The following is a 22,602-nucleotide window of genomic DNA, read 5'->3' as shown; positions in this document are numbered from 1 at the left end:
ATAGTACTTCCCTCCTGAGCAGATTATTTCCACTGCCGGCTCTCTTTCTGCTCGTCATGGCCAGGTCTGTTTTGTGGAACGGGCCATGACCGAACGGATGGCTGGAATGAGGCAGAAAACGATCAACCTGCTGAACTCCATGAAAGCAGATGCTTCCTCAACTTCTTCACGATCGCAGGTGTCGTTGGAAAGTTTTCCCATGACACGATGGGAGATGACAGACCAAGGTTATGCCGCAATCGTCATGTTTTTGCTATAAGTATTGAGCCTCGAATGAAGCTGCTCAGGACAGTTCAACCTACTCTCCGTTCTGTAATCATACTCAAGGCACATAAAATAGAAATTTTACATAACCAACTGAAACGCACAAAAACATATAGAAATAAATAACTTATTATTTATAATTTTTCATATTTGAAAATAAAGCAAGGATGATGATTTTTTTTCGGTGACTTTGTGTTTTCTGGATTATTATACATGCTCTCTGTACCTATTGGAAACTTTCAGAAAAATAGCTCCGGGCGCTTTTAAATTTGATTATTCCAGACAACAGTGCATCATCAATAACAGCCAGTCGCATTCTTGTTATTGAAGACGATCAAGACATTCGACAGATGTTGACGCGATTTTTGTGCCTGAAGGGGTATTGCATCAGTGTGGCAGTCAATAAAACGGAGCTTCAGAAGCAACTTCAATCTTCTCGGATTGACCTAATTCTTCTTGATTTGATGCTTCCTCAAGACAGTGGGTACGAGCTTTTCCAATATATTAGGCAGACAGTCTCTACACCTGTCATCATGGTCACTGCCCTGACTGAAACAAAAGATCGTGTCACCGGACTGGATTTGGGAGCCGACGACTATGTCAGCAAACCGTTTGATCTGACCGAGCTTGAAGCGCGTATTCGTGCTGTCCTGAGACGAACCGAAAAGCCCTCATTCCCGAGCGATGCACTCAGTGAGCATGTATTCGGGCCCTGGAAATTTATTCCTGCCAAGCGCGCTCTATATGGACGATCAGGCATCCGCGTCACACTCAGTAGTTCTGAAACTGATCTGATGTTGACGTTTTGCCACCATCCCAACGTCCTTCTGGCACGGAATGAAATTATAGAGCTGATTTACGATGCCCCTAACGCTGTAGAAGAAAGAACAATTGACCTTCTTGTAAGTCGTTTGCGCAGAAAACTCGCTGACGGAGGAAGACAACTTGAGTTGATCCGGACTATCCGTGGTGACGGGTACATTTTTGACCTCAAAAGTATCAACCAGTGACAGACATGTTATCTCTTCGACGCCTTAATCGAATTCTACCACAGACGATCTACGGACAAATGGTCGCAATCCTTATTTGCAGCCTCTTTGTCACTCTCTTCATTGTTGCCTTTCTCTTGGATGCGTTACGACCTGCTATCCCCCCGCTTCCCGAGGGACCGTGGCCCAGCGCTCTTGCTATTGAAACGGGAATTCGGGCTCTCAGAGCTGCGCCTCTCCCAGCAAGGGAGACAATTGCACACGGCTTTTCAACCGGGGACCTCCGTTTTCAGGTCAATGCCGCCTTTCCCTGCATCCCCCGATCAATGGATCATGAGGCCGAATTGCTCCGCCTGATTCTTCGGTCAAACCTCACTGAAGATCGGGCGACCCTGCAGGTCTTTAACTGCGGCGGGTATCAGGGGGTCGAAAAAACCACCAATGTTTTTCTTCCTCGCGACGGGATCCATCTGGCCATACGCTCAGGTATCAATTTTCAGATTCCGCAGATCATGCACATGACACTGCCGATCACTGTGCCTTTTCTCTCCCTTTTGGTGATGACCGGCGCACTTTCGGTCTGGAGTATCTGGCGCGTCAATCGCCCTCTCGCCGTTCTGGCAGAATATGCCGAGACATTAGGATATGACAGCGTCTCAGCGCCAATCCAGGAACAGGGGCCGAAAGAAGTGCGGCGCGTTATTCGCGCTTTCAACCGCATGCAGGCACGCCTCAGCACTGCAGCTGAGGAGCGCACGCGGATGTTGATGTCAGTCAGTCATGATCTGCGCACTCCCCTGACCCGCCTCTCCATGCGCGTTGAGATGGGAGGAGAGGACGCAGCTCCCGAAGTCATGCGACATGACCTCGACCTCATGAAACAGATGCTGAATGGAGCTTTGGCTTTCCTGAAATACCAGCGTGAAACCGAGGCGTTTGAAGCCGTAGAACTTGGTTCGCTCATTGAAAGTCTATGCGAAGAGTTTTCTGCAGTTGGCAGAAATGTCCTGTATCAGGGCGCATTTCGCCTGCCGTGTTTTTGTCAGCCAGTATCCATTGCCCGAGCCATCAGTAATCTTGTCGAAAACGGCCTGAAGTACGGCCAGAATGTAAAAGTCAACGCCTGGTCACATGATGAACGGATCATCATTGAAGTACAGGATAGCGGTCCCGGAATCCCCGAGAGCCTGCAACAGGCCATGCTCCAGCCTTTTGCTCGCATGGATCAAGCCAGAAGCTCCGATGGTAGCCTGGGATTGGGCCTCTCCATTGTTCACGACATTATCGCCCGTCACCACGGCACTATCGAATTTCGCCATGCTCGACCTGCTGGCTTCATCGTAAGGCTGATTTTGCCACAGCGTCTGAAGGCCCAGCAGCGCGCCATTCATTCAAAGCCAGCCGTTTCTTCTCCTTTGTCGTCTCTTCCCTCTCCTCAACCGTAATCACGCGGAGCCCTTCTGGTATGTCCAAACCGAACTTTTTACGCCGTTCTGTCCTCCGTCTTTCTTTCACAGGCCGTCAGCTTCTGATGGCAGGGACGTTTGGAATCGGAGCTCTGGCAACTGCCAGCAGCCTGGCGCCCTCAGATACCCGAGCGGCAGCGACCAAATCCGGACAGGAAGGACAGCCCGTTGGTGTGGAAACGGTTCGCAAGGGAGACATGCCATATGTTCTGAGCGAACTGGGAACAGTGGTGCCTATTGCCACCGTTACGGTTCAGTCCCGCGTTGATGGCTATCTCACGCAGATCCTCTTCACGGAAGGGCAGGAAGTTAACGAGGGTGATTTGCTGGCTGTTATCGACCCCCGTCCCTATGAAGCCCAGCTCAAACAATATGAAGGACAGCTCGCCGCTGATATCGCTCAGCTTGAAGAAGCGAAGATCGACGATGCCCGCTATCAAAAACTCCTTAAACATGACAGCGTGGATGCCCAGACAGCACTGGACCAGCATTACAAGGTTCAACAACTCACCGGAACGGTAAAATACGATCAAGGTCTCGTAGATACTTACAAGCTCGATATTGAGTATTGCCACATCAAGGCGCCTGTCAGTGGGCGCATCGGCATCCGTGCCGTGGATAAAGGCAATTATTTTGTCGCTGGCCAGACAGATGGTCTGGCGACATTGACACAGATGAAGCCCATCTCAGTCATTTTCACAGTCCCGCAGGATAAGTTGGGGCTGATCTGGAAACGGCTGCGTCAGGTGAAGGAGCTTCCCGTTGAAGCCTGGGACAGCGCTGATAGTACCAAACTGACGACAGGCAAGGTCGGCAGCCTGGACAGTGAAATAGACACCTCCACAGGCACAGTCCGTTTGCGCGCTCTTTTTGAAAACTCGGATGAAGATCTCTTCCCCAACCAGTTCGTCAACGCTCATCTCATGATAGACACGGAGCAGGGTGTCCTTCTGGCTCCGACCAGTGCGCTTCAGACGGGTCCAAACGGAACGTTTGTCTACGTTGTGCAAAGCAACAACACTGTGTCCGCCAAAACCGTGAAAACGGGGATCAGTCAGGGAAGCACAGTCGTTATCACGTCAGGCGTCAATGATGGTGACCGCGTCGTCACCTCCGGCGTCGACAGGCTTCATGACGGTGCGAAAGTCACCGTTCCCGACAGCACATCGACTGGCAATACGGACAAGGCGGCGAAATGAACCCCTCACGCCTTTTTATCCAGCGGCCAGTCGCCACAACGCTTCTGATGCTCGCCTTGCTTCTCGCAGGAATGATCGGCTATCGCTTTCTGCCGATTTCAGCCCTTCCGGAAGTCGACTATCCGACGATTGTCGTCAGAACATTCTACCCCGGCGCCAGCTCGGACGTCATGATGACGTCGGTTACCGCTCCACTGGAAGACCAGATGGGTGAGATGGCAGGCCTGGATCAGATGACGTCTCAGTCGTCTGCCGGCGCGTCTGTCATCACACTGCGTTTTGCCCTGACAACGTCTCTCGATGTTGCGGAACAGGAAGTCCAGGAAGCCATCAACGCTGCAAACTCGCTCCTACCTTCAGCCCTTCCCGCTCCTCCGATCTATTCCAAGGTTAATCCTGCGGATACACCGGTCCTGATCCTTGGTGTCACGTCCGATACACTGCCCTTGACGGAAGTTGAGGATTACGTCGCCACACGCCTTCAGCAGAAAATCAGCGAAATTTCCGGGGTGGGTGAGGTTTCCCTCTCAGGCGGAAACAAGAAGGCCTATCGCGTCCAGGTCAACGTCCAGAAAGCGACCTCCTATGGGCTCGATATGGACACTTTGCGGACGACAATCGGCAACGTGAACGTCAACTCCCCGACCGGCAGTTTCAACGGCACTGAACAGGCCCGTACGATCCGGCTGAACAGTCAGATCTCCAGTACGGACCAGCTCATGAATCAGGTGGTAGGCTGGTCCAGCACGACGAAGGGACCTGTGCGGCTCAAGAACATCGCAACCGTCATTGAAGCCCCTGAAGACACACAACTGGCTGGCTGGGCCAATACGACACCTGCCATCATCCTCAATATCCGCCGCCAGCCCTCGGCCAACATTCTCAGCACCGTTAACGCCATCAAGACTGCCCTGCCCCGCCTTGAACAGGATATGCCCGCAGGCATTCACATCACGGCACTCACAGACCGCACCACCACCATCCGGGCATCCGTTTCCGATGTGGAGTTTGAACTGACACTGGCCCTGGTGCTGGTCGTGGCCGTGATCTTCGTGTTCCTGCACGATCCGGCGGCTACGATGGTCCCTGCCCTGTCCGTGCCCTTGTCCATTGTCGGCACTCTGGCGGTCATGCAGTTGATGGGGTTCTCGCTCGATAACCTGTCCCTGATGTCGCTGACCATCGCAACGGGCTTCGTTGTGGACGATGCCATCGTCATGATCGAAAATATCGCCCGTTATATCGAAATGGGCAAAGACCGGATGACGGCAGCACTGGAAGGCGCTGGCGAAATCGGCTTCACGATTATCTCGCTGACGGTATCGCTCATCGCAGTGCTGATCCCGCTGCTGTTCATGAGCGACGTGATCGGGCGCCTGTTTTACGAATTTGCCGTAACACTCGCCGTGACGATCATCATCTCAGCCATCGTCTCCCTGACACTCGTACCCATGATGTGTGCGCGCGTCCTGAAAGACGAGGCCCATCAGACTACCAAACCGAAATGGGCGCTCAAGGCCGATCAGCTTATCAACGGTCTGATCTCCGCTTATGACCGTGGTCTGGTTCATATCCTGCGCCATCAGACTGCGACGCTCCTGTTCTTTGTCTTCACGCTGGCTCTGACCGGCGTTCTGGTGGTCGTCATTCCGAAAGGACTGTTTCCGAACCAGGATACGGGCGTGATTCAGGGCGTTTCCGTCATGGATTCATCGATTTCCTTCGATGCCATGAAAGCCCTTCAGCAACGCCTTGGGGCCGCTATCCTCAAGGATCCTGATGTTGCCAGTCTGTCGTCATATATTGGCGTGGATGGCGACAATACGACGCTGAACCGAGGGCGCTTCCAGATTACGCTTCGCGATCATGACAAGCGCAGTCTTTCAGCCAGCAAAATTTCCGCCCGTATCCTGAACGAAGTCAGCAGCATTCCAGGCACCCAGCTTTATCTGCAACCTGTTCAGGATCTGACACTCAACACCAATGTTTCCGCCACGCAGTACCAGTTCCTGATCGAGGATTCCGACAGTAGTCGCCTCAGCACATGGTCGGATCGTCTCGTGGCCGAGATGCAGAAATCCCCTGCCCTGGCAGATGTTACGTCCGATCTTCAGGCTCAGGGCCTTGCGGAGGATGTGACCCTCGACCGCGCAACAGGGGCCCGGTTTTCCATCACACCGGAGACGGTCGATAATCTGCTCTATGATTCATTCGGACAACGCCAGATTTCCACGATCTACACGCAGTCCAACCAGTATCGCGTCATTCTGGAAGCCTCTCCGGGATTACAGAACACGCCGGACTCTCTGGATAAACTGTACATGGCCGGCAGTGCCAGTACGGGAACAGTCGATTCCGGCCCGACGCGCACGCCGACTTCCGGACTGGTTCCCCTGAGTGCCGTTACGAAGATGACGCCTTCCACCGCGCCACTTCTGATCACGCATGTTGCCCAGTTCCCAGCCACGACAGTCTCTTTCAATGTTGCCCCCGGCTACTCGCTCGGCGCAGCCACGTCAGCCATTGATGCAGCCCGCGCAAAACTGAAAATGCCCGATACCGTGCAGACATCTTTCATCGGTACGGCGGCGGTCTTTGAAAACAGCATGAGCAATGAGGCATGGCTGGTCGTTGCAGCCCTTGTTGCGGTCTATATCGTTCTGGGCGTTCTCTATGAGAGCTTCATCCATCCCCTCACCATTCTTTCCACCCTGCCTTCTGCCGCTATCGGGGCCCTGCTGATCCTCTGGATCACTGGAAGCGGACTGGATGTAATGGGCGTTATCGGCATCGTTCTGCTGATCGGCATCGTCAAGAAAAATGCCATCATGATGATCGACTTCGCTCTTGAAGCTGAGCGAGTGGAAGGACTGTCTCCTGTAGAATCCATTACGAAGGCAGCCCATCTGCGCTTCAGACCGATCCTCATGACAACCCTTGCCGCCATGCTGGGGGCGGTTCCAATGGTGATTGGCAGCGGCGTCGGGTCCGAGCTTCGTCGTCCGCTCGGTTATGCGATCGTGGGCGGTCTGATGGTCAGCCAGCTTCTCACCCTGTTTACGACCCCGGTCATCTATCTCTTCATGGAGCGTATAAGACTTCGGGTATCACGCCTGCGCCAGCACAGGGCATCATCGACACAGGGAGCCTCCTGATGTCAGTCATTGCCCTCTGCATCCGACGCCCCATCGGCACCACGCTTGTCGTTATCGGGCTCATGATTGCCGGGATGATTGGCTACTGGCTTCTCCCGATTGCCGATCTGCCGAATGTGGATCTGCCCGTCATCCAGGTTCAGGCCCAGCAGGCGGGGGGCACACCGGAAGAAATCGCCAGCACGATTGCAGAGCCGCTGGAGCGGCATCTGGGAACGATCTCGGGCCTGAATGAAATGACGTCCCAGTCCGTGACGGGACAGGTCAATATTTCCCTTCAGTTCGATACTTCCCGCGACGTCAACAGTGCTGCGCGTGACGTACAGGCTGCAATCCATGCAGCCCGTGCCGACCTCCCTGCGACCCTGCGACAGGACCCGACCTATCACGCCGCTAATACGGCCGGGATGCCCATCCTCATCATGGCCCTGACGTCCAAAACAAAGACTTCGGCACAGATCTATGATGCCGCGACCAATATTCTGGAGCAGCATCTGTCGCAGATCAGCGGCGTTGGCCAGGTCGAGCTCGGAGGGAGTGCCCTTCCGGCCGTCAGGGTGGAAATGAACCCGCTCAAGATCTTCAAATACGGCATTGGCTTCGAGGACATTCGTGCCGCGCTTGCAGCAGCCAACGCCAATACGCCCAAGGGTTTTGTCAACCGTGGCAACCAGCGCATCATCCTGCAGACCAACGATCAGGTGCATGGCGCCAAGGATCTTCAGGGGCTGATCGTTGCCTATCGCAGCAATCGCCCCGTTCGGCTGGAAGATGTTGCCGATGTTTCAGACGGCGTGGAAGACGTGGAGAATGGCGGCTTCTATAACGGACAGCCTGCTGTTCTTGTCATCATCTTTCCTCGCGCTGGCGCCAATGTGGTTCAGACGATCGATCAGGTCCGTGCCGAGTTTCCGATGCTTACAGCCGCTCTCCCTGCGGATGTGGAACTTCATGTGGGCATGGACCGCTCCTATACGATCCGGGCGGCCCTGAAAGACACGAAGAGCACGCTGGTCCTGTCGATCCTGCTGGTCGTAGGCGTTGTGCTACTTTTTCTGCGTTCCCCCCGCACGACCATCGTTCCCGCTGTCGTTATTCCAGCCTCGCTGATCGCGACGTTCGGGGTGATGAAACTGCTGAACTATTCTCTCGACAGTCTGTCACTGATGGCTCTGACAATCGCAACAGGTTTTGTTGTGGATGACGCCATTGTGGTGATCGAGAATATCAGCCGTCACATGGAGATGGGAAAGACACGGGCAGAAGCAGTTCTGGTAGGAGCGCAGGAAGTCTCGTTTACAGTCCTGTCAGTGTCGTTTTCCCTTGTTGCCGTTTTCTTCCCGATCCTGATGCTGGGTGGACTGATCGGCAACGTCCTGCATGAATTCGCCGTGACGATCTCTGTTACGGTGCTGGTGTCCATGGTTCTTTCCCTGACACTTACGCCCATGATGTGTTCCCGCATCCTTCGGGCCGATGACATGCACCATTCAACGGAAACGACAGGTGGAGCATGGTCCCGGATCTCGGCGTGGCTGGAACGGGCTTTCAACCGTCTGCAGCATGGCTATGAACGCTCCCTGCTCGTCGCCCTGCGTCATCACCGGCTTGTCATCCTTTCTCTTCCCCTGTCCATCGCGCTCATGATTGGCCTGTTCATGATCATGCCTCGTGGCCTGCTTCCTACAACGGACAGCGGAACCATGATGGCGCATCTCACCGCCGATCAGGCCGTCTCGTTCCAGAAGATGATGGGCAAGATCACGGAGGTGGAGAAGAAGATCCTTTCAAACCCGGATGTCGTAAGTGTCACTGGGTTTATCGGTGGCCGGAGTGCGGCAAACCAGGCCAACATGTTCATTGAACTAAAAGACAAGAGCGAGCGCCACGTTTCTGCCCTTGAGACCATTGCGGATCTGCGCCGCCGCACCCATGATCTTCTGGGCGCCCAGTTCATTGCCATGCTGCCGAACCTCCTGCCCTCCGGTGCAAGGCAGGCCAATGCCGCGTATCAGTACTCTTTACAGAGTAGCGATGCGACCACGCTTTATGAATGGATGCCCCGCCTGCAGGCAGCCCTTCAGCGCCATCCGGAACTGACGGACATTTCGACTGACGTTCAGCGTGGTGGTCTGGCGACGAACGTGGATATTGACAGGGATCTTGCGGGTCGCACCACCCTCACGCCACAGCTTGTCGCCAATGCGCTCTATGATGCCTTCGGCCAGCGTTCAGCTTCCGTGATCTACAATCCTTTGAACCAGTATCGCGTCGTCATGAACGTCAAACCGGAATACTGGCAGAATGCCGAGATGCTTCAGCGCGTCTGGGTCAGTGCGTCCGGCGGCACGGCCAGCGGCAGCACACAGACGAACACCATCCGCATGTCTTCGGCGGATAGCAGTTCCACCACGACGTCCGCCAGTACGACATCGTTCAAGAACTCTGTCGCCAACAGTCTTGCGGGAGGCAGCAGCACGTCCAGTGGTTCAGCCGTTTCCTCAAGCGCCGAGACACTTGTTCCTCTCTCGGTCGTCTCCAGAATTTACGATGCCACAACATCCTTGACCGTCAATCATCAGGGACAGGCGCTCGCCGCAACGCTTTCCTTCAACCTTGCTTCAGGTGCCTCAATGTCTGATGCGGTGCGGATTATCAATGAAGAGATGGTGAAGCTGAACGTGCCATCTACTATTCACGGCAGTTTCGCAGGAACAGCCGCGCAGTTCCAGAGCTCGGCGAGTTCGGAGCCACTGCTGATTATTACTGCGCTGGCCGCTGTCTACATGGTTCTGGGTATCTTGTATGAGAGTTTCATCCATCCCCTGACCATTCTCTCAACCCTGCCCTCAGCCGGTGTCGGAGCTCTTCTGGCCCTCTACCTTTTGGGTCAGGAGTTCGACATCATCGCCCTGATCGGATTGATCCTGCTGATCGGCATCGTCAAGAAGAATGCCATCATGCTGGTGGATTTTGCCATCAACGCGGAGCGTAACGAGCATCAATCCGCAGAGAACGCTATCCACACCGCCTGCCTTTTACGCTTTCGTCCCATTCTCATGACAACGATCGCGGCGGCCATGGGAGCCCTGCCCCTTGTTCTGGGCAACGGTTATGGCGCGGAAATACGCCGCCCGCTAGGCATCGCTATCGTAGGCGGGCTGTTCTTCAGCCAGATCCTGACGCTGTACACCACGCCCGTTGTCTACCTCTATCTCGATCACTTTGGTCAGTGGGGACGGAAAACGATTCCGCCCTTTTTCCATAATCTCGTCCGGATAATCCGTCCGGCACGCTCCTCTTAATGTCACGCCTGCCCAGGACGCCCACATGACAAGACGCTATCGGTCTGTATTGACCAGCCTCCGCGCCAATGCACTGGTTTTCACATCTCTGGCTCTGTCCGGGTGCCTGATGGTGGGGCCGACTTATAAGCGCCCGCATGCCATTGTCTCTCCACAGTTCAAGGAATTGAAGCCTGCGCCTGGCTGGACTGTCGCGACCCCACATATGGCCGACTATCCGAAGGGCGAATGGTGGAGGATCTATAACGACCCTGTTCTCAACCAGCTTGAAAGTCAGGTTACGCTCAATAATCAGAATTTAAAGGAATATGAGGCCGCATTTCGCAAAGCTCGTGCAGCCGTGACTGCTGCCCGAGCCAGCCTGTATCCGACACTCGCGGGGAGCCTGAGTTTTGCCAGAAACAGCCAGGGTGGCACAGCTAGTTCTACAAGCGGCACCCAGTACACAACGGGTTCAACCAAGAATACCTACGCAGCCCAGATGACGGCAGACTGGGATCTGGATCTGTGGGGCAAGATCAGACGACAGGTTCAGGAACAGGTCGCTGCTGCACAGATCAGTGCGGCGGACGTCGCCAATGCACGCCTGTCTTATCAATCCGAGCTTGCTCAGGATTATTTCTCCCTGCGATACGAAGAGTCTCTGAAGTCGCTACTGGACCGCTCCGCCGCTCTGTACGAACATTACCTGGCTATCGTTCATAGTCAGCATGTTGGTGGAACTGTTAGTGGCGCGGATGAATACCAGGCTGAGAACACGCTCCAGCAAGCCCGGGCGAGCGCCACAGCAACAGACGTCAATCGTTCAGAATATGAGCATGCTATTGCTGTACTGATTGGCCGGGCACCAGGCGATTTTTCGCTCGCCCGATCAGAGATGCCGAACACCATACCTTCCGTACCGGTAACAGTTCCTTCTGAACTTCTGCAAAGACGCCCGGATATTGCTGCGGCCGAACGGCAGATGGAAGAATACAATGCAGAGATTGGGGCTGCCATTGCGGCTTTTTTCCCAGAAGTCTCACTCTCCGCAGCATACGGATATAGTGGAAACCCTGTTCAGTCCTTAATTCAGGTCTCGAACCGGATCTGGTCTCTCGGCGCGTCAGCCAGCCAAACCCTGTTTGAAGGCGGAGCACGCACGGCTGCTGTGCAGGAAGCCAATGCTGATTATGACAGCGCCGTCGCTAATTATCGACAGATTGTACTGACTGCGCTTCAGGATACGGAAGACCAGCTTTCGAGCCTCCGTATCCTTGAGGAACAGGGACGCCAGGAACAGCAGGCCGTCGCTTCAGCCTTAAAAGCTGCTGATATATCGATGAATGAATATCGTTATGGAACAGCGATTTACACCACTGTCATTACCAGTCAGCAAACAGCTCTCTCCAATCAGGAGACGGTGCTACAAATCCAGGAAAGCCGCTTGCTGGCGAGCGTCAAACTCATAGCAGATCTCGGTGGTGGCTGGGATACGACAAAGTTGCCGAGTAAGGGCGCACTGCAGTCTGATAACCCACTGGTCCCAACTTTCCTTGAAAAACCAGACGCCTACAAACCATAAATTACACTTATTCTGGCTGATAGTGTGAGGGGAAGGAAGGTTTGGAACTGGAAGTAAGGCGGGATTTCGGGGATAGAGAAATCGCGGTGTGCGGTAAAAGCCTGACAAGATCATAAACAACAGCAACGCCCTGTCTTCGACCAACCCAAGAAGATCCTCATCAAAGCCAATAGCAATTCGGTGCGCAGGATCGGCTGATTAAAACAAGCCCGAGACAGGCTGAGTTGGATAGTTGTCTTGTCCGCCCATACAAGACAACGTCTTCATGGCATCATCTCAAGCGGATTGAGTAAGAAAATATTTCAGGAGTTTTGTCTGCGACCAATATCAGTATTAATGCAATGTACAGATAACGACCCAGCCTAAAACCAGGAGAAACCATGATTGATGTCTCAAGACGTAAATTCTTGACCGCCGGGGCCGCTTTTACCACTACCGTTTCAACCATTGGGCTGGGAGCGTCGCAGGCCCGCGCGGCCGGTGGAGGACATGGTTTCATGGCAGCGTCGTCCGCTGGACCAGACGGTTTTGACGGGCCGGGACCGCATCGCAAGAAAACTCCGGGACTTCAGGGCATCTGCGCGTTATGCGAAGTCACTGGGGGCGGTGAAAAGGTCTACGGTATTGCAGCGGAATATGATGTCGCCATTGATCCTGCCAGCCTGACGATAGACACCTATGCCACTGCTGTCTTTCCCGTAGCCAAAGGCTTTTTCGCCGGAATGCCGCAGGAACCCGACAAGAACGATACGTCGGCGGTTGCCCGCCCTCGCCTCGTTTCGGCGATCTATACCAACAGCGAAGCGGCGCTGCGTCCTGATGGCAAGAGCGTGGAAGGGCGGTTTGTCATTACCGAATTCCACCACGACCCGGACCTCAGTCTCCCTACCACGGACAGTGACCGGGTAAGCCTGATCCAGAAACATGCTGTCCGTGCACTCACCGGGGTGACTTACGCCGCAAGTCAGACCGTCTGGAACAATAGCGGCCGACACGGAAACAATGTCGCCATCCGGGGCGTGGATGCGTGGGAGCAGAACCACTGGTGGTGGGACGATACGCGTTCGGCCTGGCTGGAATACAGCATCTACCTGCCGAAATCCTTCCTGGAGAAAGGCGGCGAAAATCGCTCCTACCCGCTGATTCTGGCCGTGACCCATTCGGGAACCAGCCCTGATGGGACCTGCGCGCAGACGCTGACCGAACAGTGCATTGCCAGTATCTGGAGCCTGCCTGAAGTGCAGGACGAGCATAAATGTGTGGTTATCACGCCGCGTTACGAACGTACGACCATGAATGATTACTGGGAGCACACTTCTGACGTCGAAAACACTTACCGGCTTGTTGAATCGCTTCTGAGCAATACGTGGAACTACGGCAACCCCAATCTGCCGGACCGGTCTGACAAGGTTCTTAAGATTGATCCCAAGAGGGTCTATTGCACGGGCTGGTCCATGGGGGCCATGACCTCGCTCTGGCTGATGGCAAAACATCCCCAGACTTTCGCGGCCGGACTGATCATTGCCGGGCAGCAGCGTCCATCCGATGTTGTCACGCTCGCCAATCAGAAACTTCTGATCATAACCGGTTCGGAAGACAACAAAGCGACGCCCTGGAATGAGAAATGTCTCCCCATCTGGAAACAGGCAGGAGCGAAAATCACGCGCCCCGACCATAATCTGGACCCTGCGCTGATCTTTCCGGTCGATCGGCAAGATGCCTTGACCAGACAGATCAACGGCTATCTTGCAGAAGGTGGCAATATCACCTTCCTGACATTTGAGGGCGTGGATCACATGGGATCCGCACGGAAATTTTTCCATATTGCCGCCGCACGGCACTGGCTTCTGGATCAGGTCAGAGCATAGCTCTGGCCTGACGGCAGGATGGGATCCAGAAAGATTCAATCGCGTGTAGTGAAAAATAGAACCTGCGGCCCCATCCTGAAATACGGGGGAGAGACGTAAATGATGTCGGGCCGCTTAAGTCCTAAAGCATCATACGTAATATCGATATGTCTTTCGGTGCTCGTTTTCATCATTTTACGCAACGCAGAATCCTGCTCTTCCAATAAAAATATAACATCATATTTATTCCTGTTGGTTCTTATTTCTATTTTTTCCGTTCTGGGAATCGGTCTACTATGGAGTGTGGCAAAAGTCTTTTCAGGCCCAGGCCTAACAAAGAAACCTTGGTTTCCATGTGCCTTAGCTTTTGTTTTTAGTGTGGGTCTTGCCCCACTATTCGCAGCCTTTCTTCCCGGAATGGCCTTGGATGGGTTTCCCGAACCCGGGTTTTGGCATCGCTATGAAATGATTCTGACAGCAACCTGGCAGGCCTTAATAGCGGCTAGTATAGCGGGGTCAGGGATATATGTGCTGTTGGAAAGGCAGTCCGACCTCCCCAGAAAAAATACTTTTTAATCTTTTGGATCGGCTGCAAATCCGATGAAATCGGTGAGATACTGAACATCCGCATCAGTTTCCCGACGCCCCAAAAAGATCTGCTTCGCAATTCCGGTTTCACCCAGTCTTACGGAATGAAGGTCGAAGCGTGGGGCATATTCATCCACCAGCCATCGGGGAAGTGCTGCAACTCCCCGGCCATGTGCCACCATGACCAGCATGATATCCGTCGTCTCGATCTGTTTCTGCTGACGGGGTGCGATGCCGGCGGGTTGAAGAAACTGGGTATAGATATCCAGTCGTTCCGAGGGCACGGGATAGGTGATGAGCGTTTCGTCGGCAAGCTGCTCAGGCGTGACGCGATCAACGCCATACAGTCTGTGCCCGCTTCCCACGACGAGGACCAGTTCATAATCAAAGACCGGCGTGAAGTTCAGGCCGGGCTTGTAAAGCGGGTCAGGCGTTACGAGAATATCGATCTCATTGCTCAGGATCGCCCCGATGCCACCGAACTGAAATTTCTGCCGGACATCGACATCCACTTTCGGCCAGCGTTCGAGATAGGGCGAGACAACGTTGAGAAGCCACTGGTAGCAGGGATGACATTCCATCCCGATCCTCAATGTGCCACGCTCACCATTCGCAAACTGCTCCAACCGCTCTTCAGCCAGCGAAAACTGCGGTAACAGCCGGTTTGCGAGAGACAACAGCCACTGGCCGGCCTGAGTCAGGATCAGGGATCGGCCTTCGCGTCGCCAGATCTTCACGCCGAGCTGCATCTCGATCTTGCGGACGGCATGGCTGAGAGCAGGCTGGGTCAGATTCAGCCGTGCGCCGGCCGCTGTCAGTGAGCCTTCCCGGGCAACTTCCTGAATAATCATCAGATGATTGCGTTGCAGAACACTCATCTCTTACCACCTATTATGCATTAAATTAATATATCCATGAAAAAATATCATTTATATTCATCATTATAAAGCTCTAGTTGAAATCATCTGAACGTCGGTCATCCCGCCTCACCGATCTGATGCAGTTGATATGAATACGAATTTGAAACGTCTTCTTTCCGGGAAACTGGCGGACCATCCGTCGCTTTGTCATTCTGACATGCCCGTTCCTGTCCTCTCTTTCGAAGTCGTTCCCCCGAGGACAGACGCTATGGAGCAGCGTTTGTGGCAGTGCATCCGCCGTCTGGCGCCTCTCTCTCCCCGCTTTGTCTCGGTGACCTATGGGGCGGGTGGCACGATGCAGGCGCGAACACAGGCGACAGCCCTGCGCCTGAAGCAGGAGACGATGCTCGTGCCGGCCGCTCATCTGACGTGTATTGGCGCCACCCGCGAAGAAATCGACGACATTGCCCGCACCTACTGGCAGGCCGGTGTCAGGCATCTCGTGGCTCTGCGGGGCGATGCGCCCGCGGGCACCGCCTATACACCGCATTCGGGTGGTTATGCCTATGCCAGCGATCTTGTCGCTGGCCTGCGCCGCATTGCTGACTTTGAAATCTCGGTTGCCGCCTACCCCGAAACACACCCTACGGCCCTGAGCGCACAGGCCGATCTCGACAATCTCAAACGCAAGCTCGATGCCGGTGCGACCCGTGCCATAACTCAGTATTTCTTTGAGGCTTCGACCTGTCTGCGCTTTCTTGATTGCTGTCTGGCGGCCGGTATTACCGCCCCGATCGTTCCCGGCATCATGCCAGTGTCGAACTATGACCAGATTGCACGTTTCTCGGCACTCTGTGGGGTTACGGTACCGGCTTGGGTGACGCACTTGTTTGAAAGAACGGCAAAGAACCCGGAACTCTGTCGTATCGCTGCCTGTATTGTAGCGGCAGAGCAGGTTCGAACTCTGCAGTCTCACGGAATCAACGAGTTCCATTTCTCTACGCTGAACCGTCCAGATCTGACCTGCGCGATTGCACATCTTCTGGGTGCGCGTCCAGCCAGTGAGATAGATTCATGAAGAAGCAAAATCGGAAATCACGGAAGGGGTGATGATGTTTGATGAAACGCAGGACGGATGGTCCCCTGCCAGTACCGGGACAGGTGCCCTGCCCTCGACAGACAAAGCCGGGAATGAACAGGGAATGTCATCCCTGACATGCAACGCCCCGGAGATCACTGATTCTGACGGGGAAGACGAACCCGGATGTCCATGCTGCGTAATCCCCTGGTTCCGCTGAACCAGGGGATCGGCAGATCAGGCTGAGAGTTCTTTGCGCACGATTTCTGCGCCTGCACCCAGAGCATTCAGCTTTCCGCGTGCGACCCGACGCGACAGAGGCGCCATACCGCAGTTGGTCGAAGGATAAAGCTTGTCAGCATCCACGAACTGCAGGGCCTTTCGGAGCGTGCTGGCAACCTCTTCCGGCGTTTCAATGGTATTGGTCGCCACATCAATGGCACCCACCATCACCTTTTTGCCGCGCACAAGCTCAATGAGATCCATCGGAACGCGGGAATTCTGGCATTCCAGTGAGATCAGATCGATGCTGGATTTCTGCAGCTTCGGGAAGATTTCCTCATACTGCCGCCACTCTGCGCCCAGCGCATTTTTCCAGTCGATATTGGCTTTGATGCCGTACCCATAGCAGATATGGACAGCCGTTTCGCATTTCAGCCCTTCAACGGCCTTCTCCAAAGTGGCAATGCCCCAGTCATTGACCTCATCAAAGAAGACGTTAAAAGCCGGTTCATCAAACTGGATGATATCGACCCCGGCAGCCTCCAGTTCCCTGGCCTCCTGATTGAGGATCTTTGCGAATTCCCAAGCCAGCTTTTCACGGCTTTTGTAATGACCGTCGTAGAGCGTATCGATCATCGTCATGGGGCCCGGAAGCGCCCATTTAATCGGTTTTTTCGTCAGTGCCCGCAGATATTTTGCATCTTCAACAAAGACGGGCTTTTCACGGGTCACGGCGCCCACGACGGACGGCACGCTCGCATCGTAACGATTGCGGATCTTGACGGTCTGACGGTTCTCGAAGTCAACGCCGCCAAGATGTTCAATGAATGTCGTGACGAAATGCTGACGTGTCTGTTCTCCATCGCTGACGATATCAATGCCGGCACGATCCTGATCGTCCAGCGTCAGACGCAGCGCATCCTGTTTGCCTTCGACCAGTTCCTCCCCCTGCAATTTCCAGGGGGACCAGAGTGTCTCGGGTTTTGCCAGCCAGGACGGTTTGGGAAGGCTGCCGGCCGTAGAGGTGGGGAGCAGTGTTTTCATGACAGATGACCTTGTTCTGGTGTGTTCAAACGGAGTACTGGGCAGACCACTGCTCAAGAACGTCCTGATACGGCTTGATGAAGCTCTCTTCCGTAAACCTGCCCTGCGCGATCGCCAGTTGGCTGCGCTCCTCGCGGTCGTAGACAATCCGGGTCACCGAATGATCCTGGTGCTTCAGGCTCGGCTGATAGCAGTCAGCCGCCGGAGAATTCGAATTGTAGATTTCAGGACGGTAAATCTTCTGAAAAGATTCCATCGTGCTGATGGTGCTGATGAGCTCCATATTGGAATAATCGGAGAGCAGATCGCCAAAGAAATAAAAGGCCAGAGGCGCAGACGCATTCTCAGGCATGAAATACCTGACCTTCATGCCCATTTTCCCGAAGTACTGGTCTGTCAGCGAAAATTCCCGCTGCTCGTACTCAACGCCCAGCACCGGATGATGATTCCTGGTCCTGTAATAAGTCCTGTTGCTTGAAACGCTCAGGCAAATTACCGGCATTTTCCTGAAATGGGCCTTGTAGCACTCTGAATTGATAAAGCACTTGAACAGGTTGCCATGCAGATCACCGAAACGATCAGGCGTTCTGAATTCTGACAGATCTTTATTGTGATTTAACAGCAGAACACTGAAATCATAGTCACGGACGTAGGATGAAAAGTTATTCCCGACAATTCCCGGGATGCGTTTATCGTCTTTTCTGTCAAAGATAGAGGTATTCAGAACCTCTATCAGAGGAAAACGCTGATTCTTCCCCTCGGATTTGATCGTCATTTCAGCAGAAATGATATCAACTCCCACGGAATAGCGGTCTCCGTTGGGATTGTCCCAATGCGCCAGGGAATTGAAACGGTTATCAATCATGCGCAGAACATTCCGCAGGTTTTCCTGCCTGTGTTCCCCGCGCGCCAGATTGGCAAAATTGGTTGTCAGACGTGTGCTGTCTGAGGGCGTGTAATCTTCATTGAATGGGATTTTCTTGATATTGAATGTAAATTCAACCGACATGATAGATACTGCCTAGATTACTGAAGATCCCGAATTATTCCCTTTTTTATTCAGGAATGTTTCTTCAGTTTGCGTTTCAGAGCGATGCAGAATCTTATGCCTGAGAGGTTCGTTGAATAAAAATGATTTTATTTCATTTAAGTATGAATTTTACTCATGGGTGGCTGGACCCATTGGTAGCAGGTAATAAAAAGGCCGTATGGTTCACACATGAACCGCACGGCCTGTTCTCGCATTTCCTCAGGGAGTCATGAATATTACCAGCTATACCCTATGCTGGCCTGAGCATTCCGGCGCTCCCCGTAGTAACAATACTGTCCGTCGGCTCCATAGGCGAAGCAGTTTGCAATATAGTTTTTGTCAAATAGATTCCTGACACTGGCGGCGACCTTCCAGCCACGAAGGGAATGAGACATGTTGTTGAGATCATAGGCTATTGACGCGTCAAACAGGGCATATTGCGGGAGCCAGACGCTGCCATAGGTCGCTTCGCCACCATAGGTCTTGTTCGAATACCGCATACCGCCACCAAAACCGAACCCTTTGAGCGGGCCGGACGGCATCGTGTAAAAGGCAAACAGGGACGCGTTTCCCTTACCGGACTGGATCAGAGGCTTCCCGGTGGAGTCATCCTTAACCTTTTGGAAACTGACTGCCGCCGTGACCATCAGGTTGTGGAACGGCTGGGCATGGGCTTCAAACTCAAAGCCATCCGAATGAACCAGACCGCTTTGCAGGCTGTATCCCGTATTGGCAACGGAAACGAGGACGTTGCTCTGCTCGATATGAAAGCCCGTGGCTGTAAAAAGGACTGACGTCCCCGGGATCTGGTATTTCAGACCGCCTTCAAGCTGCTTGCCGATGGACGGATGGGCCTGTCGCAGCGTCGCGCCGCCATCATTCGAGACCGTGCCCGATTGCGGCTGAAAGGATGTCGAGTAGCTGATATACGGCGAGAGACCGAAATCGAAATGATACAGTCCTGAAGCGCGCCAGGTAATCTGACTTGCACTCTGCCGGTCATTGGACTGCTCGAAATATTCGGTCTGATGGGACCGATACCAGTCATTGCGGATGCTGCCCGTCAGGATCAGTCGCTTCCAGCGGATCTCATCCTGTCCATAAGCACCGATCTGATGGGATTTCGTGACGTAATTAAGATAGGGCGTCAGGTCGGCAATGGCCATGTGATAGTCGGGATGCAGCACGTCCAGATCCGGCGCATCCCCATAGGCTTCCATATCGTTCGCCTTCTGCTGCATGTAGTCAAAACCAAACATCAGCGCATGACGCAGCGGCCCTGTGCGAACCCGTCCCTTGAACTGGCTGTCAAACGCCAGATTATAGGTATGCTCTTGCGTGCCATAGGCGGAACGCGACAGCATCTGGCCGCTGGTGCCGTCGTCACTGTCGTAATATCCATTGTCATAGACACTGCGATAGACCGTTCGGATGTCGTCGTAACGGCCACGCGTGCTGAAGCTCCAGTCATCGTTGAAGCGATGGTTCAGGATATAGGTGATAGCGCCCTGACGTCGGTTGAACTTTTCCGCCGAGACATCGCCATCATAGAAATTGCGCGGCAAATAGCCGTAGGATGCGCGCTTGAGAGAACCGATCAGTGGGACACCACCATAGGAACCGTTCTCCGGATCATACTGGTAGTTCCCGAGCAGCGTCAGGGTTGTCGGACCATCCCCGCCGAACGTAAAGGACGGGCTGATGCTGAAACGCCGGCTTCCGGTCCTGCTCAGCTGCGTGTGTTGTCCGTTGATGGTGCCGTACACACGATAGCGGACCATTCCATCATCCGTCGCAAAGCCCCCCACATCCGCATCGACACGATAGAGATCGAACATACCGCCCGTCGCATTTACGCCGCCATAAAACCGCTGATCCGTCGGCAGCTTGCTGGACAGCGCGGTAAGGCCGCCAGGGCTGGACTGACCGTAAAGCGCGGATGCCGGCCCCTTCAGAAGCTCGACGCGATCCAGACGGAACGTGTCAGTCTGAGCCACCGCGAAACCTGTCGGACTGTCCTGAAATTTCAGGCCATCTAGAAAAGTCGGGACCGTGAAGCCACGCAGATCGAAAAGATCATAGCGCGTCCCTTCTCCGCCGCGCGTATCGGCCGTCACGCCTGCGGCATACCGGACAGCCTGATTGAGGGTCAGCACGCCGCGCGCATCCATTTCGTCGCGGGTAATCACCGTTACCGACTGGGCCGTCTCGATCAGGGGCGTGTTCGACTTGGTTGCGGAGGACGCAACGGTCGAGGCCAGATGCCCGCGAACCCTGACCTGTTCGACGTCTTTTGTATGTGTTTCCACGGATTTGTGTGCGACGTGGCCAACTGCTGTTTTCCCGGTTTGCCGGTCCGTGTCGGCTTTCCTGTCCTGATCGGCAGCAAACGCCGTATCGCTCAGAACGATCGAAAAAAGCGCCGTGTAGATGATCCTGTTACGCTGCATACCCCACCCATGTGTCGTTACCGGCTTCTGCACCCAGAGGGTCGGCGGTCTGTCTTTTGTATTGAGAATGACTCTTAGTTGCGCTCCTAACCACATTCGTAGGTCGCATCAACCGACGCGACGGCCATTGGCCCGAACGCGAACAAACTCTGCCTGATCGCCGAGGATGGAAGTCGCTGCGGTGTTGCCTGAATGGGAGCGGATGGGAGATTGGGGCTGAGAAAAGCCAGTTACAGGGGCGGCGTCAGCGTGCCTACGCGCACCATACGGGGCGAGACGCCGAAGGTTCGATGGAACATCGTGCTGAAACTGCTGGGGTTCTCGTAACCGAGGTCGAATGCGACTTCGGAAATCGACTGTCCCGCGGCAATGCGGGAAGCCGCCTCGACCACCCGGACACGCCGGCGCCAGGCGGCGAACCCCATGCCCATTTCCTGCTGGAAAAGTCGGGTAAAGGTCCGCCGGGCCATGCCCGCTTCCCGCGCCCAGTGGTCGATGTCGTGGCAGTCTCCGGGCTGGGCGGCAATCGCCTCACAGACGCGAAGGAGGCGCGGATCGGAAGGAAACAGCAACCGGTCCGCAATTGGGGGCGCGCGCCTGATTTCACCGACAAGAAGCCGCGCAATAGACGTCATGCGCTCATCCATGGAGAACTCGTAGCGCATGGCGATGATCTCATCCACGAGCCCCCGCATGAGGGATGAGGCGTCGAACATCTTGCACGGAAGGTCTTCGGCTTCCGGCAGTGTCGGATCAACGTAAATGACCTGGAATGCCAGATCGGTCCGGCAGTTTGCCTGATGAAGCGTGTTAGCGGGGATCCACATCCCCTGCCCTGACCCGAGTACGAAACTGCGCCCCAGCGTACTGATGGTCACCGTTCCGCCGAGAAACAGCGAAAGCTGGGAGCGGTCATGCGTGTGATATCCGTCGACGAAACCGCCCAGATAACGGTCTGCAAACCCCACGACCGGCGGCGGACGGTCCGGCAGATCGGCCGTCCGCTTCATGGTGCGATGACCCAGTTCATGTTTCTTCAAAAGAGACCCAGCAAAATGATCCTGCCCGATGTTCCGTGCGTCGGCGCCAACACATCAGAATGATGCGTCATAGAACACTGACGGACATTCCGCGTCCATTTTTTGAAGAACCTGAGCGGGATTGGTGAGACTGCAGCCTCACCAATCCCGCTCCATCCGAAGAGCTCCTCTCAGGCCGGGATGTTCTGAAGGACCAGAAAGCCTTCAAAAACAGGGGACCCAACCATCAGCGTCCGTCCCTGCCCAGCGCCCGTATGCGCCTGTCGGAACTGTTCGGACTGGGTCCATCCCACGAAGGCGTCATGGGAGGCCCAGACTGTGTGGGATGCATAAAGCGTCAGGCCATCCTGCACCGGGCCTTTCAGGAACTGGAAGCTGACGAAGCCGGGCACCGTCTTCAGTAGGATTTCCCGATCCAGCCATCGTTTTTCAAAAGCTTCGGCATCGTCCTGGGCCACCCTGAAGCGGTTCATCGCAATATACTGGTGCATCTGTTTTCCT

At 54.5% G+C, this 22,602-nt stretch carries 15 protein-coding genes; 9 read left to right on the top strand and 6 right to left on the bottom strand.

Features of this window, described 5'->3' with window-relative positions; genetic code table 11:
* The first annotated feature begins 85 nt into the window (after positions 1-85).
* The 8 genes from HKD31_RS13145 to HKD31_RS13110 all read left to right on the top strand — a co-directional run bounded on the left by HKD31_RS13145 (position 86) and on the right by HKD31_RS13110 (position 13,810).
* Positions 86-259 carry a hypothetical protein gene (locus HKD31_RS13145; RefSeq protein WP_194265476.1) on the top strand — a complete coding sequence of 58 codons (174 nt, stop codon included), beginning with the start codon at positions 86-88 and terminating at the stop codon, positions 257-259.
* A 274-nt stretch (positions 260-533) separates the two neighbouring features.
* On the top strand, positions 534-1,274 hold the full coding sequence (locus HKD31_RS13140; protein WP_194265475.1) for a response regulator transcription factor: 741 nt from the start codon (positions 534-536) through the stop codon (positions 1,272-1,274).
* Positions 1,275-1,579: 305 nt separating this feature from the next.
* On the top strand, positions 1,580-2,698 hold the full coding sequence (locus HKD31_RS13135) for an ATP-binding protein (RefSeq protein ID WP_228120717.1): 1,119 nt from the start codon (positions 1,580-1,582) through the stop codon (positions 2,696-2,698).
* A 20-nt stretch (positions 2,699-2,718) separates the two neighbouring features.
* Positions 2,719-3,918 carry an efflux RND transporter periplasmic adaptor subunit gene (locus HKD31_RS13130; protein WP_194265473.1) on the top strand — a complete coding sequence of 400 codons (1,200 nt, stop codon included), beginning with the start codon at positions 2,719-2,721 and terminating at the stop codon, positions 3,916-3,918.
* Positions 3,915-7,073: an efflux RND transporter permease subunit gene (locus tag HKD31_RS13125; RefSeq protein ID WP_194265472.1), complete on the top strand. Its 3,159-nt coding sequence runs from the start codon at positions 3,915-3,917 to the stop codon at positions 7,071-7,073. Before HKD31_RS13130 ends, HKD31_RS13125 begins: the two co-directional genes overlap by 4 nt.
* Positions 7,073-10,378, top strand: coding sequence for an efflux RND transporter permease subunit (locus HKD31_RS13120; protein ID WP_194265471.1), 3,306 nt, complete (start codon positions 7,073-7,075; stop codon positions 10,376-10,378). Before HKD31_RS13125 ends, HKD31_RS13120 begins: the two co-directional genes overlap by 1 nt.
* Before the next feature lie 25 nt (positions 10,379-10,403).
* Entirely contained in the window at positions 10,404-11,942 is a 1,539-nt protein-coding gene (locus HKD31_RS13115; RefSeq protein WP_062494088.1) for an efflux transporter outer membrane subunit, read from the top strand.
* A 380-nt stretch (positions 11,943-12,322) separates the two neighbouring features.
* On the top strand, positions 12,323-13,810 hold the full coding sequence (locus HKD31_RS13110; RefSeq protein ID WP_194265470.1) for an alpha/beta hydrolase-fold protein: 1,488 nt from the start codon (positions 12,323-12,325) through the stop codon (positions 13,808-13,810).
* Positions 13,811-14,361: 551 nt separating this feature from the next.
* On the opposite strand, the gene HKD31_RS13105 is transcribed toward HKD31_RS13110, so the two are convergent.
* Positions 14,362-15,255, bottom strand: coding sequence for a LysR family transcriptional regulator (locus HKD31_RS13105; RefSeq protein WP_194265469.1), 894 nt, complete (start codon positions 15,253-15,255; stop codon positions 14,362-14,364).
* Between the two features lie 130 nt (positions 15,256-15,385).
* Here HKD31_RS13105 and metF point away from each other — a divergent pair, with 130 nt between their 5' ends.
* A complete protein-coding gene (gene metF, locus HKD31_RS13100; protein ID WP_194265468.1) occupies positions 15,386-16,315 on the top strand; it encodes a methylenetetrahydrofolate reductase [NAD(P)H] in 930 nt (309 codons plus the stop codon).
* A gap of 237 nt (positions 16,316-16,552) precedes the next feature.
* Here the strand turns inward: metF and HKD31_RS13095 are convergent, their stop codons facing one another.
* The 5 genes from HKD31_RS13095 to HKD31_RS13075 form a co-directional block, all read right to left on the bottom strand.
* The gene (locus HKD31_RS13095) at positions 16,553-17,581 is read right to left on the bottom strand and encodes a methionine synthase (RefSeq protein WP_041112387.1); all 1,029 of its coding nucleotides are present in this window, start codon (positions 17,579-17,581) and stop codon (positions 16,553-16,555) included.
* A gap of 25 nt (positions 17,582-17,606) precedes the next feature.
* Positions 17,607-18,590 (bottom strand): DUF1852 domain-containing protein, encoded by a 984-nt coding sequence (locus HKD31_RS13090; protein ID WP_194265467.1) that lies wholly within the window; start codon positions 18,588-18,590, stop codon positions 17,607-17,609.
* Positions 18,591-18,847: 257 nt separating this feature from the next.
* The gene (locus HKD31_RS13085; RefSeq protein ID WP_194265466.1) at positions 18,848-21,061 is read right to left on the bottom strand and encodes a TonB-dependent siderophore receptor; all 2,214 of its coding nucleotides are present in this window, start codon (positions 21,059-21,061) and stop codon (positions 18,848-18,850) included.
* A 230-nt stretch (positions 21,062-21,291) separates the two neighbouring features.
* Entirely contained in the window at positions 21,292-22,071 is a 780-nt protein-coding gene (locus HKD31_RS13080; RefSeq protein ID WP_194265465.1) for an AraC family transcriptional regulator, read from the bottom strand.
* A 200-nt stretch (positions 22,072-22,271) separates the two neighbouring features.
* A complete protein-coding gene (locus HKD31_RS13075) occupies positions 22,272-22,592 on the bottom strand; it encodes an antibiotic biosynthesis monooxygenase family protein (protein WP_194265464.1) in 321 nt (106 codons plus the stop codon).
* Between the last annotated feature and the right edge of the window lie 10 nt (positions 22,593-22,602).

It is taken from the genome of Gluconobacter potus (assembly GCF_015244705.1).
Lineage (GTDB): Bacteria > Pseudomonadota > Alphaproteobacteria > Acetobacterales > Acetobacteraceae > Gluconobacter > Gluconobacter potus.
Note: the sequence above shows the minus strand (reverse complement) of the source record. Positions and strands in the feature narration are given on the sequence as shown.